Annotated in this window: 15 protein-coding genes and 1 riboswitch; all 15 genes read left to right on the forward strand. The window is 29.3% G+C overall.

What is annotated here, in order from left to right; all coding sequences use genetic code 11:
• Nucleotides 1-427: 427 nt before the first annotated feature.
• The 15 genes from ACUSRV_RS10685 (at nt 428) to ACUSRV_RS10755 (ending at nt 13,784) form a co-directional block, all read left to right on the forward strand.
• A complete protein-coding gene (locus tag ACUSRV_RS10685; RefSeq protein WP_490141942.1) occupies nt 428-916 on the forward strand; it encodes a prolyl-tRNA synthetase associated domain-containing protein in 489 nt (162 codons plus the stop codon).
• Nucleotides 917-1,006: 90 nt separating this feature from the next.
• Nucleotides 1,007-1,190, forward strand: a riboswitch (Lysine riboswitch).
• A gap of 123 nt (nt 1,191-1,313) precedes the next feature.
• On the forward strand, nt 1,314-2,696 hold the full coding sequence (locus ACUSRV_RS10690; protein WP_490141943.1) for an APC family permease: 1,383 nt from the start codon (nt 1,314-1,316) through the stop codon (nt 2,694-2,696).
• 17 nt (nt 2,697-2,713) lie between these two features.
• Nucleotides 2,714-4,312, forward strand: a complete 1,599-nt coding sequence (locus ACUSRV_RS10695) for an amidohydrolase (RefSeq protein ID WP_490141944.1) — start codon at nt 2,714-2,716, stop codon at nt 4,310-4,312.
• A gap of 157 nt (nt 4,313-4,469) precedes the next feature.
• Complete coding sequence (locus tag ACUSRV_RS10700) at nt 4,470-5,111, forward strand: CPBP family intramembrane glutamic endopeptidase (protein ID WP_490141945.1); 642 nt, start codon at nt 4,470-4,472, stop codon at nt 5,109-5,111.
• 186 nt (nt 5,112-5,297) lie between these two features.
• Complete coding sequence (locus ACUSRV_RS10705; protein WP_490141946.1) at nt 5,298-5,885, forward strand: hypothetical protein; 588 nt, start codon at nt 5,298-5,300, stop codon at nt 5,883-5,885.
• A 59-nt stretch (nt 5,886-5,944) separates the two neighbouring features.
• Nucleotides 5,945-6,097, forward strand: coding sequence for a hypothetical protein (locus ACUSRV_RS10710; RefSeq protein ID WP_490141947.1), 153 nt, complete (start codon nt 5,945-5,947; stop codon nt 6,095-6,097).
• Nucleotides 6,098-6,272: 175 nt separating this feature from the next.
• Nucleotides 6,273-6,464: a hypothetical protein gene (locus tag ACUSRV_RS10715; RefSeq protein ID WP_490141948.1), complete on the forward strand. Its 192-nt coding sequence runs from the start codon at nt 6,273-6,275 to the stop codon at nt 6,462-6,464.
• Between the two features lie 68 nt (nt 6,465-6,532).
• Nucleotides 6,533-6,739: a hypothetical protein gene (locus tag ACUSRV_RS10720; RefSeq protein ID WP_490141949.1), complete on the forward strand. Its 207-nt coding sequence runs from the start codon at nt 6,533-6,535 to the stop codon at nt 6,737-6,739.
• Nucleotides 6,740-6,771: 32 nt separating this feature from the next.
• Nucleotides 6,772-7,038: a DUF2651 family protein gene (locus tag ACUSRV_RS10725; RefSeq protein ID WP_490141950.1), complete on the forward strand. Its 267-nt coding sequence runs from the start codon at nt 6,772-6,774 to the stop codon at nt 7,036-7,038.
• A 29-nt stretch (nt 7,039-7,067) separates the two neighbouring features.
• Complete coding sequence (locus ACUSRV_RS10730; protein WP_490141951.1) at nt 7,068-7,823, forward strand: hypothetical protein; 756 nt, start codon at nt 7,068-7,070, stop codon at nt 7,821-7,823.
• 77 nt (nt 7,824-7,900) lie between these two features.
• Entirely contained in the window at nt 7,901-8,173 is a 273-nt protein-coding gene (locus ACUSRV_RS10735) for a hypothetical protein (protein ID WP_490141952.1), read from the forward strand.
• Nucleotides 8,174-8,222: 49 nt separating this feature from the next.
• Entirely contained in the window at nt 8,223-8,924 is a 702-nt protein-coding gene (locus ACUSRV_RS10740; protein WP_490141953.1) for a hypothetical protein, read from the forward strand.
• A 409-nt stretch (nt 8,925-9,333) separates the two neighbouring features.
• Complete coding sequence (locus ACUSRV_RS10745) at nt 9,334-10,152, forward strand: nitroreductase family protein (RefSeq protein WP_490141954.1); 819 nt, start codon at nt 9,334-9,336, stop codon at nt 10,150-10,152.
• Nucleotides 10,153-10,312: 160 nt separating this feature from the next.
• The gene (gene helD, locus ACUSRV_RS10750; protein ID WP_490141955.1) at nt 10,313-12,619 is read left to right on the forward strand and encodes an RNA polymerase recycling motor HelD; all 2,307 of its coding nucleotides are present in this window, start codon (nt 10,313-10,315) and stop codon (nt 12,617-12,619) included.
• A gap of 1 nt (nt 12,620) precedes the next feature.
• Complete coding sequence (locus ACUSRV_RS10755) at nt 12,621-13,784, forward strand: aldo/keto reductase (RefSeq protein ID WP_490141956.1); 1,164 nt, start codon at nt 12,621-12,623, stop codon at nt 13,782-13,784.
• Nucleotides 13,785-13,867 lie beyond the last annotated feature (83 nt).

The following is a 13,867-nucleotide window of genomic DNA, read 5'->3' on the forward strand; positions in this document are numbered from 1 at the left end:
GTTGATATGCTTATCTAATTATCTTTTTCTTTTTTGTTTTTCTTATACACGATAGTATCTATTATAATTCCGCCTACACCTACTATAGTCATAACAAGATACATAATGGCTTTATTGGGTGCTCTAAACAAACCATTCAATCCATACGTTATCAGTAATAAATTTACAATCATTTGCATAATAAACATATGCTTAGGGAATTTCTTAATTGTAATCACTCCTTTTAAAGATATTCTTCTTAATTGTATCATCAATTACGAAGCATAACTACTCAATATATTTTATTGATTTGGCTTTGTTAGATAAAATTGCATATAATTGTACATTAATTTAAAAAATTATAAATTATCTTAATTGGAAAATATAGTATAATAGTGATTAGAGATTTTATTATCACTAGTTCTATGAAATAAAGAGGAGGTATATTATGGACAAGCAACAAAAGGTTTTTCAAAAACTTGATGAATTAAACATTACATATGAGGTGACAAACCATCCACCAGTTTACACAATAGAAGAAATGGATGATCTAGGTATTTCAAAACATGGAGATGTATGTAAGAATTTATTTATTAGAGATGCAAAGGGAAAAAGACATTTTCTTGTTGTACTAGATAAAGATAAACAAGCTGATCTAAAAAACATAAGGGAGCAACTTGGTACAACTGGTTTGAGTTTTGCATCTGAAGAGAGGCTATCAAAGTATTTAAATCTAAGTAAAGGTGCTGTAACTCCTTTAGGTGTTGTAAACGATGAAGACCATTTAGTTGAGGTTGTATTTGACAGAGATTTAATAAATAAACAAAAGCTAGGGGTTCATCCTAATGACAATACAGCAACGGTTTGGATATCTTTTGATAACCTTAAGAAACTAGTAGAAAATAATAAAAACACAATTCATTATTTGACTATTTAGTATTGATTGTAATATGGATAATGTTGACAACATATAAATATAGTGTTATGATATTAAAAATCAAAACTTCATAAAAATCCTCATCCTAAAGGGTGGGGTAGAGGCGCGGTTGTTAAGAGTAACTATATCGAGGTTGGAAGCCTATGACATATAGTAAAAGGAGCCACCGCCGAAGCTTCAGATACCAAAGTCTGATTGCTGGGTCTGTATCAAATAGGTGCAGGACTGTCATCATTGTATATGCTCGATACTTTGATGTTGCGCTATCTCACATTGAGCCAGAAGGGAGAGAGGATTGTCTTTAGCTTTGCTATACGTATGTATACACCTGACAAGCCTGTTAGGTGTTTTTATTTTGCAATTTTTTAAATATGGAATATAATGGGAGGAATAATATATGAATAATAATTTAGCACAGCCAACTCAAAATACGGAGTCTGGCTTTAAAAAAGAAATTAGTTTATTTGGTGGGGTAAGTATTTTAGGCGGTATAATGGTAGGCTCTGGAATTTTTTATTTAGGGTCATATGTATTAATGAGAACTGGAATGAGTTTAGGGTTAGCCTTATTAACTTGGGTTTTAGGAGGAGTAATTTCATTATTAGGCGGAATTTGTTATGCAGAACTAGGTGCATCAGATCCTCGTGCTGGAGGACTTACTGTATATTTAAGTAATGCATATTCACCTATAGTTGGTTTTTTAAGTGGATTTAACAACTGGTTAATAGCTGGTCCTGGTTCTATTGCAGCTTTGGCAATTGCACTTCCAAGTGCTTTAACTGCTATACTTCCTATGGGGGAATGGACAGTTAAGTTTGTTGCTATAGCATTGATAATATTACTTACAGTTGTAAATTATTTTGGTGTTAAGTTTGGATCAAAACTTCAAAATATTTCTATGGTTGCAAAATTAATACCTATTGGAATAATAATGGTTTTAGGCCTTGTATTTGGTAAAGTAACACCGGATTTAAGTTTAGCTCCAGTGGCTGGTGACGTAAGCTTTGGCTCAATTATAAGTATGGTGGCATTTGCAGTTGTTGCAAGTTTATGGGCATATGAAGGATGGACTAATTTAAATACTGTAGCTGAAGAGGTAAAAAATCCTAAGAAAAACCTACCTCTTGCAATTATAATATCTATTGTTTCAATAACAGTACTTTATACATTATTTAATTATTCTATATATAGAGTTATACCTTTTGAAGAAATTCAAAGTCTAATAGCAAGTAATGAGTATTATTTAGGAACACATGCAGCACAAAAGTTAATGGGGAATACCGGTAGTATTTTAGTTATAGTAGGTATGGTAATAGCTATGTTTGGTGCTTTAAATGGATGTATACTAGCATTTCCTAGAATGTATTATGCGATGAGTCAAGAAGGTCATTTCTTTGAAAGCTTTAAAACATTACATCCTGTACATAAAGTTCCTCATAATGCTTTAATTGTACAATGTATAATATCTATAGTTTTGGTATTACTAAGAGACTTAAATCAGTTAACTTCTTTAGTTGTATTCTCAGGGATGTTGTTTAACACTTTAGGGGTATATGCTGTTATGGTTTACAGAAAGAAATTCCCAAGTGCAGAAAGACCTTACAAGGTAATTGGATACCCTGTTACAGTAATATTAACAACTATTTTATTCTTAGGATTAATGGTAAATACATTTATTGAAGATCCTCAAACTTCAATTATAGGTTTACTTGTTCCAGCGATAGGTATAATATTTTATATATATTTTGATAGAAAAAACAAAAGAAGACAAAACATATAAGACAGGGGGATTATCTTATGAAAACAATTTTAAAAAATGGGAAAATATATATTGAAAAAAATAATTTTGGGGAAGCAGTTTTAATTGAAAATGGGGTTATTAAAGAAGTTGGCACTAATGAAGAAATATTAAAAAATAACGCTGATAGTATTATACATCTTCAAGGGAAAACTGTTTTGCCAGGTTTAAACGATAGCCATTTGCATATTTCATCGGTGGGAGATGCAATGAGTTCATGTGATTTAACAAATGCAAGATCAATAGATGATGTTATTGAATTAGGAAGAAAATTTATTGAAGAAAATGAAGGAACAACTGCATTATATGGTCGTGGATGGAATCAAGATTATTTCACTACTGGTGAAAAAAGATTATTAAATAGATTTGATTTAGATAAAATATCTACAGAAATTCCAATTGTATTTGATAGAGTATGTATACACGTTGCAGTTGGAAATACAAAGTCTATAGAAATAATAGGTGTAGATGAAAATACTGTTGTAGATGGTGGAGTAATTGAACTTGGAGATGATAATAAGCCAAACGGTGTATTTAACGAAAACGCAACTAGTTTAATTCGTTCAGCTATACCTAATAAAAGTGATGAAGATATAGAAAAAGAATTTTTGTTAGGTGCAAATTATGCTTTAAGTGTTGGTATAACATCGATTCAATCATGTGACATTATGAATAAAGAATTTAAGAAAATGTTTGATATTATTAATAATATATATGCTACCGAAAAAACGAAGTTAAGATATAGTTATCAGTTCAATTTCCAAGATATAAATGATTTTAAGACTTATCTACAAACTGAACATAAATATGGAGCATATGATGAAAAATTCTTATCAAAAGGTGCTCTAAAGTTATTTAAAGATGGTTCTTTAGGTGCTAGAACTGCTTTAATGTTAGATGATTACAAAGATGCTCCTGGTGTTAGGGGTGTAGCTGCATTAAGTGATGAACAGTTACAAGACTTATGTGACTTAGCAACAGAAAATGGAATTAGAGTAGCAACTCATGTCATTGGCGATGGTGCAGTGGAGAGTGTTATTAACGCCTATGAAAAAACTATGAAAGATGGAAAAAATCCTCTTCGTCATGGTATGGTTCATTGTCAAATAACAAGTAAAGAACAACTTGAAAGAATTGCTAAATTGAATATACCTGTTATGTATCAACCTATTTTCTTAGATTACGATATTCAAATTGTAGAAGATCGTGTTGGAGCTGAATTTGCGGCTACATCTTATGCTTTTAATACATTGTATAAATTAGGAGCTCCAATAAGTTTAAGTTCAGATGCTCCAGTAGAAAACTGTAATCCGTTTCCTAATATTTACTGTGCAGTAACTAGAATGAGAATAGATGAAACTCCGGCAGGAGGATTTTATCCAAAGGAAAAGATGGAGCTAGAAGATGTTATTGATGCATACACATATGGAAGTGCTTTTAATGAATTTAAGGAAGATTTCAAAGGAAGATTAAAACCAGGATATGTAGCTGACTTAATTGTACTTGATAGAGACATATTTACTATAGATGAAGTAGATATAAAAGATATTAAGGTGGAAAAGACAATGGTAGACGGTGAATTCGTATACGAAAGATAGAAGTAGGAGCTAGGGTTAAATAACTCTAGCTCTTTTTTATTGTAAATGGTTAGATTTAGTAATGTTAAAAATGTGGCACATCTAGTATAATTAAATCATAATTTAATATACGGTTATATAAAACTGAAATAAAGACCATATATCTGGGGGATGGAAAGTGGAAAATATTAAAAAAATATCTATAGTTGCAATGATTGCAATGGCAGCCATATCTTTTACAAATCTATTTGGAATTAGTGTTGCAGGAATATCTGTTTTTATTGGTGTGGCATTTTTCTTCGTAAATAAGACAATGGAAAAGCAAGTTTTTGCTGGTAGTGGGTTAGATTTTAAAGCAATTGGAACAGATCTAAAAGAAAAATCCATATGGTTTTGGATTGCTATGCCAATTATAATGGATATAGTTTCTATAACATTGTCAAAATTATTTTTACCAGAGTACATTGATCACGTACTTGCAAGAGCAGGAAATCTTGTTTCCTTTAACGCTGGTATTTTTCTTATTGTACAACTTATAGTATTGGCTTTAGGTGAAGAAATAGCATGGAGAGCCTTCTTTCAAAAGCAACTTCAAAAAGCGTTGCCAATTGCACCTGTGCTTATTACTTCTTCAATATTGTTTGCACTAGGGCATATTACAAGTGGTAATTTTACAATTGTTGCTTATGATGTTTTCTTTGTATTTGTGAACAGTATTCTTTATGGTGTTATATTTCATAAAACGAACAATGCATGGATTAGTACAATATCACATTTTGCTGCCAACTTATTTAGTGTTATAGTTTTGGTATTTTTATAAAATATCTATCTAAAGGCCCAATCTTAATTATTACAAACAAGGTTGGGCCTAAATAAATTAGTATTGTAAATACGATTAACTATTAATAATTCTTATACTCGGGGGATATTTTATGGATATCGAGATACAGCTCTAGAGATATTACGTAGTAGCATAATAATGCGTATCAAAGGAGGGAGCGGATTTATGAAAAAAAATATTATATTTTTAATATTAATCTTAATGGGTATTTCATTGTTTTTAGTAGTTAAATTCATTGATGGTGCAAAAACAATAGAAGAAGCAATAAACATACCTGGCTCAAATAAAGTAAGTGTTATTCACGAAGAAAAACATGGTAAGGGGAGTATAGTGTTCAGTTATACATCTAGCGAAAAGGGGCTATACACTGCTGTTGTTAGAAAGGGCATAAGGGGGTATAAAACTGTATACAGTGGTGTGCAGGGAGATGTAAAATTTGTTTCAGAAAAACACGGGATGTCCCACACCTATTTTCCTAATATAGAAAAAATTGGTCTCCCAATATATTTCGGAATTATTGGAAACTCTAATATAAGTGAAATTAGAATTGTTGAGAAAAAAAGAGGGGTTGAAAGGCAGGCAAAAATTATTGAGTCGAACGGTACAAGGATATGGCTGGTATACATGAATCGACTTGAAGGCTCCGATTTTGATATCATAGGTTATTCAAAAGACGGCAAGGAACTGGTTAAAATAGACGGCAACATATCTCCATTCTACGTAGAGCAAAAACCATTCAAAGGTTATCAATAATTAATTTAAGATTAATACAAATTATATTTGAATATAATATATTAAAGGAGGGCTTATTCATGGAAATATTAATAAATATATTTGAAAGCGTTGCTCACCTTATAGTAGGTATATTTTCAGGTAATGAATGGAAGAAAATTAGTAAATGGATAAAAAAACAAATTAAAATTATTTATAAACACATACAATGTAATTATAGTATGAAGGGGTAGTGATTAATCACTACCTTTTTTAGTTCAATAAAATATACAACTATCACTTCACAGTTTTTACATATTGCTAAATATAAGTTTGTTATCTAACATTTTATACTCAAGGTTTTGATAATATATGTTAAAATGTATTATAGTATTAACAAATAAAAATCTTACCTAAGGGAGGTATGAAATGGCAAAAAAAATATTTTTAGCATTAATTATATCTGTAGGTATTATAATGCTATCTTTATATGTATTCCCTATGATTTTTTATGGATATGGAGATGCAGCTCTAGAGATATCGTTGGCATTTGGAACAAATTTTACTATTTTACTTAGTTTATTAATTATACTTGAAAAATTAGATAATAAAAAAGAGTAATTTTAAAACGTAATATATATATTTGGTAGTAGTATAAAACTACTACCAAATAGAATAGGGGAGAATTTATGGAAAAAAGGAATTTAATAAAACTTTATGGACTTGCTTTTATTGTTGGAATATTAATACTGATGAACTCTATAAATATAGCTCAATCTGATGCCTATAGCTATGTTAATCTAGAACAATCTATTGTAAACTATAGATTTCTAGGCTCTATAATAGCAATATTAGGTGGATTAGGCGTGATAAAAAATACAAATATTGAGTCATAATATTTATATATTGCGGAAGAGGTGAAATATATATGTCTAGCTTTATTAATCATAATCCATTTGAATTGGTATTAATTATTTTTCCATTATCTACTTTTATAATATCTTTAATAGGCCAATTTTTAATAAAGAAAAAAGTAATCATTTTAAGCATTGTATTTATAGGATATTTAATTGCAACATTTACTTTATTTAACTCATCCTTTCTAATATGGTGTTTTGTTTACACTGTCATATCGTTATTTGGAACACTTATTGCAGATTTAATTCTTAGATACAAGAAAAAATCTACAACATAAATTTTATATAATATAAAGGGGGTCTGGATTTGTTTTATATTATTTTTGGTTTACTTCTATGCTTACTTATATTTGTTGTTTCTTTACAAAACAAAGAACCTGAAAAATGGTTATGGGCAAAAATTATAGGAATTTATCTTTGTTATTTCGTATCTATTTATATTGAGGTAATTAAGATACCAATTTTAATTATTATAGTCTATTTTATAATTAAGAAAAAATCAAATCTAAATATAAATTCGAAACTTTTGGCTCTTGGATTTTCTCTTATCTTATACATTGCAATAAACTATGTTGTCCCTCAAGAAGTATTACAGCCGATTTATGGAAATAATAGAGAATCTATAATCGAATGTATTAAAAGAGATCCTATTATAAAAGATAAGAATAATTTTGCAATTGCAGATATTGTAGATACTGACAAAAATACAAGAGTAGTAGGATTTTTTTCTAGTGGTGGAACAGGGGTTGCCACATTTATCAAAAATAAAGATAATAATTACAAAATGGAACAAAGAGAGATACAAGAAAACACAATGACCGCCTATTTTACCATTGTAAATCCTAATACATTAGTTAAGAAGCTTGTAGTTGTATCTAATGGTAGCGATCTAGACAAAATAGAAGTTATAGTAAACGGAAAGTATAAGAAAACTAAAGACAATCTTATAAATAAGTCATCTGTATCTATATTTGATATAGGATTGCCGACAGACGAAGAAAAAGATATTAGTATAGATTTTAAATTTTTAGACGTTAATGGAAACGAATGGGAAATAAATTGATCTAAAAGTTCATATGGCGGTAAATTATAATTGAACTTAAAGGGAAATACAAATCAATATAAAAAGGGGGGATTGCCATGATATCGATTAATTATCCAGTTAATTATCCGGTTTTATGTTTTCTTATAGCCATTGTCACAGCAAGTATAGTAGGGGTAATATATTTAGTACGTAACCATAGATTAAGAAGGAAAGATTATATAATTGTCTATGCTATTACTTTGATAATACCTGTAATAAATTTGATGAGTCCTGTTAAAGCAAGAGCTATCCTTGCAATTATGATTTGGGCCATTTTTCCTACACTAATATTAGGGACAATAACTAATTTTTTGTTTGACAAGAAATAGTTTATTTTACAATATCTATAGACTGGATATTAAAGGGGTGAAAATGTAAATGAATTTTATAAAAGCTATTGGGCTTTTAATATTTTCATTTTTAGGTTTTATTGTTCTTGCAACTATAGTTGGAATAGGTACGCTAATCTTGTTTTTTGTAACACAGCTTTGGTTATCTGGAGAGAAAAGTTATTTGTTGTTTGTATCTAATAATTGGAATATAGTTTCTGTAATTATGCTAGAGTTTTGGGTTGTTTATTTATTAATTAGTATAAAAGACAAGTTTACTAAAGAAAAAATATCGAGAGATGATAAAAATATAATAAGAAGATTTCAAAGAGCTCCAAAGCTTTATAAAATTATTTATGTGGTAGCTCTAATAATTAGTACATACTGTGGGATTACAAGCTATACAGTTTTATACGAAGGTAGCATTAAGGTAAGTTCTCCGCTAGCTCCTATTGGACTTACATATGAGTATAGTGATATTAAGAATGTTGATGTTGGAGTAAGAAGAGTTGATCTGAAGGATTATACTCCATATTATAGAGTAAAATTTTATAATGATAAGACTGTTGACCTTTTTGGTGCAAGTATGGACGAACAAGAAGGAAGATTTTTTGAAGATATTTTAATTGATTTAGATAAAGAGCTAAAAACTCAAGGAGTTAGGAAAAATGTGAACAGGAAAGATTTTGACAAATATTCAAAAGGATTAGATAAAGAATTTGTAAGTAATATAGAGAAAATTTTTGAGTAGAAGAATAATATTCTTAAAGATGAACAAGAGGGATATCTATGTTTACTGTTAATGGAGCGTTATATTATGGTTTTTTTAGTATGGTTTTTGATTGGTTAATAAAATTTATAGCCATATATACGATGTATACAGCTATAAAGGCTTTTAAAATCTATATAAAGAAAAATTCATAATGTTTATATACTATGAAGCAAAAATATGAGAATTAATTTAAACACTATATTAGAACATAACCTTAAATAAAAATATTAGCTTAATAGTATAATTTGTTACTTTATTTTTTTTCATTGTGCTATAATACCTAATAGGGATTTTCCTTTTTCGTAGTTAGTGCGAAATTGTAGAAAGTCCCTAAAAGCTTTTTTGTGTATAAAATGTAAATTTAATATAATCTAAGGAGATGGGGTTTATGATTAGAATAGACGTTGAAAAATGTATAGGATGCGGACAATGTGTTAAAGACTGTTTCCCAAGAGATATAGAAATAATAGATGGAAAAGCTAAGGTTAACAATGTAACTTGTATGAAATGTGGACATTGTATAGCTATATGTCCTAGAGAAGCAGTATCAATAAATGAGTATGATATGAATGATGTAGCTAACTACGATAAAGATGAGTTTTCAATAGATGCAGATAAGTTACTAAACTTTATAAAATTTAGAAGAACTGTAAGACAATTTAAGAACAAAGAAGTAGAACAAGAAAAACTACTTAAAATTATAGAGGCAGGAAGATTTACTCAAACAGGCAGTAATTCACAAAATGTAGCTTATACAGTAGTAAGAGATAATTTAGAACAATTAAAGAATTTAACTTTTAAAGCTTTAAAATCAATGGGAGAAGAATTATTAGAAAAACTTCCTAAAGATGATGTAAGATTTAGAAGATATGCAAACATGTGGATAAACATGAATAAAGAGTATAAAGAAGATCCTAAAAATGATAAAATATTTTTTAATGCCCCAGTTATTATAGTAGTTACAGCGGGTTCAGAAGTAGATGCAGCCCTAGCTTCTTCTAACATGGAGCTTATGACTAATGCCCTAGGCCTTGGGACTTTCTTTAGTGGGTTCTTTGTAAGAGCAGCACAGGGAAATAAGGAAATTATGGAACTGCTTGGATTAGATGAAGATAAAAAAATTGTAACATGTATGGTAATTGGATATCCTAATGTTAAATATTTTAGAACAGTACCGAGAAAGAATGCAGATATATCTTGGAAATAAAAATTTAAGAAAAGTCAAAAATTAAAATTATATATCACTGCACAGTTTTATAATACGCGGTAAAAGGAGGAGAACTATATCTTCTCCTTTAATTATTTATAATACATATATATAAAACAAATGATAAAATAGTATATATATAAAATTGAAAGGATAAAACATGACTGCTAAAAAACATCCTGATTATAAGGAAGAAATAGAAAGACTAGAATATACTATAGACTATATAAAAACAACTTTAAGAGCAACGGCAGATTATAAGAATTTATATAGAGAAAATATAAGAGATGCTATGAAAAATTTAGATGATACAGATGCCAGTCAAAACTACATAAACATAATGTTAAATACTAAGTTTTTAGAAGTGGCAGAGCGTAATTTAGATGCATTAGCTAGAGCTAAAAACAAACCTTATTTTGCTAGAATGGACTTTAGATCAAAGGGTAGTGATAAAACAGAAAAATTATATATTGGGAAAACATCATTGTTTAGAGCAGAAGATGACATACCCCTTATAATAGATTGGAGATCTCGCATTGCCAATCTATATTATGAGTCAAGGCTAGGTGAAGTATCTTACAAAACAGAAGTTGGAGAAGAAGAAGGAGAACTGTTCTTAAAAAGACAATATTCAATAGAAGAAGGAAAACTAGAAAATATACTAGATATCGATATAACTACAAATGATACATTCCTTCAAGCATCTTTAGAAGCTAACGCAGATAATAGACTTAAGGATATAGCATCTACTATACAAGCCGAGCAAAACAGGGTAATAAGAGCGGCAATGAGTAAGCCACTTATTGTTCAAGGGGTTGCAGGTAGTGGTAAGACTACTATAGCTCTTCATAGAATAGCTTACTTTATATATACTTACGAAAGAACATTTGACCCAGACAATTTTATGATAATTGCACCTAACAACTTATTTATTAATTATATATCTGAGGTACTGCCTGAATTAGGTGTTGAGAAAGTTAAGCAAACTACCTTTATAGATTTCATGGGAGAACTTATAGAAAATGAATATAATATTGTACCACCTAATGAAAAGTTAATTAAATTAGTAAGTGGAAAAGACAAAGAAGAAAACGAATATATAAAATGGGCATCAAGTTTTAAAGGTTCGCTAGAGTTTAGGGACATAATGGATAATTATGTAAACCAGGTGGAATCTAATTTTGTTCCAAATGTGGATTTTGCATTAGAAAATAAGATATTGATGTCAAGGAAAGCCATAAGGAATATGTTTTTAAATGATTTAAAATATCTTCCTTTTTATAAAAGAATAGATGAAATTAAAAAAACTTTATCTACTAGATTAAAATCTATAAAAAAAGATGTATTACACAATATAGAAGCTAAATATGAAGAAGAGACAGATTATATTTTTGACAATATGCCTGAAGGCGATGAAAGACGATTGAAAATAATATCTCTTTTAGATGAAAAAGAAAAAAGACTAAAAACTATGCAAAATACAATGAAGACATTGGTTAAAAAGTACATAGCTAGTTTCCCAAAGGTTGATTTATTTGACTATTATAGAGAATTATTAACTGTAGAAAATTTAAGAAGATATTCAAATGATAATTTAGAAGAAGATAAAATTGCTTATCTTTGCAAATTATCAAATGATTTATTAAATGAAAAGAAAATGGAATTAGAGGATTATGCACCACTTGTTTATCTAAAACACAGAATATTTGGATTCAAAGATAAAATAAAAATTAACAGTGTTGTTATAGATGAAGCGCAAGATTTTAGTTTATTTCAATTTTATACACTAAAAACGGTGTTAAATACTAATAAGTTTACTATTTTGGGGGATACATCTCAAGGAATTCATTCTTACAGAGGAATAAATAACTGGGAAGATGTATTAAACAAGGTATTTGATGATGTAAATAGTAACTATAATACCTTGGTCCAAAGTTATAGAACTACAATAGAAGTTATGAATTTAGCAAATGAAATAATTAAAAAACTAGACAACGAAGGAACAGTTCTTGCAAAGCCAGTAATTAGACATGGACAAAAGCCTCAAAGTCAGAGTTTTGAAAAAGAATGTGAATTAGTAAAATCTTTAGAAGAAAAAATAAAAGAACAAAAAAATGAAGGATATAAATCTATTGCAGTTGTATGTAAGACTATGGAAGAATGTAAAAAGCTAAAAAAATTATTTGATAAAAATAAAATAATAGATACAAAAATTATAAATGAAAAAGATGAAAGTTATGAAGCTGGTATTGTTATTATACCGTCATATTTAGCAAAGGGATTAGAGTTTGATATTGTATTTATAACTAATTTAGAAGAAGCGTATATAATGGAAGATCTAGATATTAAGTTATTATACGTGGCTGTAACAAGGGCAATGCATAAGGTTTATATTTATTACAAAGAAGGAACAATGCCAATATTGAATAATATAGGCACTGATTTTTATGAGAGGAATGGTATTTAATATGAAATATAGAGTAAATCCCAAAAATGGTGATAAGCTTTCTATACTTGGATTTGGATGTATGAGATTTGCAAAAGATGAAAAGGAAGTAGAAAAACAGATTATTTATGCTATAGAGAATGGAGTAAATTATTTTGACACAGCATATATTTATCCAAATAGCGAGGCTGTATTAGGACGTGTACTTTCAAAAGGTTATCGACACCGTGTTAAAATTGCTACAAAGCTTCCACCGTACCTAATAAAAAAATATGACGATTTAGATAAAATTTTTAATGAGGAATTAAAGCGTCTGCAAACAGATTATATAGACTACTATTTCTTACATATGATAACAGATATAAATATATGGCAAAGACTTATAGATATTGGTATTTTGAAATGGATAGAAGAAAAGAAACAAAAGGGGCAAATTATTAATATTGGATTTTCATATCACGGAGGCAGAGATGAATTTATTAAAATTGTAGATGCCTATGACTGGGAATTTTGTATGATTCAGTATAATTATCTAGATGAAAATAATCAAGCAGGGAAAAGCGGGTTACAGTATGCCGCAGCTAAAGGGTTACCTGTTATGATAATGGAGCCATTAAGGGGTGGAAAGCTAGTAACAAAGCTTCCAAAAGAAGTTTATAATGTATGGGAAAAAGCATATATAAAGCGTTCTCCAGCAGAATGGGCATTTCGTTGGATTTGGAACCATCCAGAAGTGACAGTTGTATTATCAGGTATGAATTCACAGGAGATGGTAGAAGAAAATATAAGAGTGGCATCACAAGCGGAGGCAAACTCTTTTACTAATGATGATTATGAGTTATTTAGCAAGGTACGCAATATATTAAATGATAAAATCAAAGTACCATGTACTGGATGTAATTACTGTATTCCTTGCCCAAAAGGTGTAGATATCCCTACATGTTTTTCTTGTTACAATGATATAGCGGTTGAAGGTAAATTATCGGCTATTGGAAAATATGTAATGCAGACAAGTTTGAAAACTCAAGCGCACAATGCTTCTCTTTGCTCACAATGCGGAAAATGTGAAAAACATTGCCCACAAAAGATTGCCATAAGAGATGAATTATCTAAGGTTTCAAAAACCATGGAAGGTTTTTATTATAAACCTGCAAGGTTTTTTATAAAGAAATTTATGAAATTATAGTTATAAAAACACAAAATAACCCCTTCGATGAGATGTGCTCAGCGGAGGGGTTAATCCAGCGTGTAGTGGAATGAGAACACAGA

It is taken from the genome of Sporacetigenium sp. TC11, assembly GCF_058146105.1.

Bases quoted from the DNA above. Each gene is read 5' to 3' on its own strand.
- ACUSRV_RS10690 (WP_490141943.1), top strand. From the start codon at position 1,314: ATGAATAATAATTTAGCACAGCCAACTCAAAATACGGAGTCTGGCTTT.
- ACUSRV_RS10705 (WP_490141946.1), top strand. From the start codon at position 5,298: ATGAAAAAAAATATTATATTTTTAATATTAATCTTAATGGGTATTTCA.
- ACUSRV_RS10695 (WP_490141944.1), top strand. From the start codon at position 2,714: ATGAAAACAATTTTAAAAAATGGGAAAATATATATTGAAAAAAATAAT.
- ACUSRV_RS10710 (WP_490141947.1), top strand. From the start codon at position 5,945: ATGGAAATATTAATAAATATATTTGAAAGCGTTGCTCACCTTATAGTA.
- ACUSRV_RS10715 (WP_490141948.1), top strand. From the start codon at position 6,273: ATGGCAAAAAAAATATTTTTAGCATTAATTATATCTGTAGGTATTATA.
- ACUSRV_RS10685 (WP_490141942.1), top strand. From the start codon at position 428: ATGGACAAGCAACAAAAGGTTTTTCAAAAACTTGATGAATTAAACATT.
- ACUSRV_RS10735 (WP_490141952.1), top strand. From the start codon at position 7,901: ATGATATCGATTAATTATCCAGTTAATTATCCGGTTTTATGTTTTCTT.
- ACUSRV_RS10740 (WP_490141953.1), top strand. From the start codon at position 8,223: ATGAATTTTATAAAAGCTATTGGGCTTTTAATATTTTCATTTTTAGGT.
- ACUSRV_RS10755 (WP_490141956.1), top strand. From the start codon at position 12,621: ATGAAATATAGAGTAAATCCCAAAAATGGTGATAAGCTTTCTATACTT.
- ACUSRV_RS10720 (WP_490141949.1), top strand. From the start codon at position 6,533: ATGGAAAAAAGGAATTTAATAAAACTTTATGGACTTGCTTTTATTGTT.
- ACUSRV_RS10745 (WP_490141954.1), top strand. From the start codon at position 9,334: ATGATTAGAATAGACGTTGAAAAATGTATAGGATGCGGACAATGTGTT.
- ACUSRV_RS10725 (WP_490141950.1), top strand. From the start codon at position 6,772: ATGTCTAGCTTTATTAATCATAATCCATTTGAATTGGTATTAATTATT.
- helD (WP_490141955.1), top strand. From the start codon at position 10,313: ATGACTGCTAAAAAACATCCTGATTATAAGGAAGAAATAGAAAGACTA.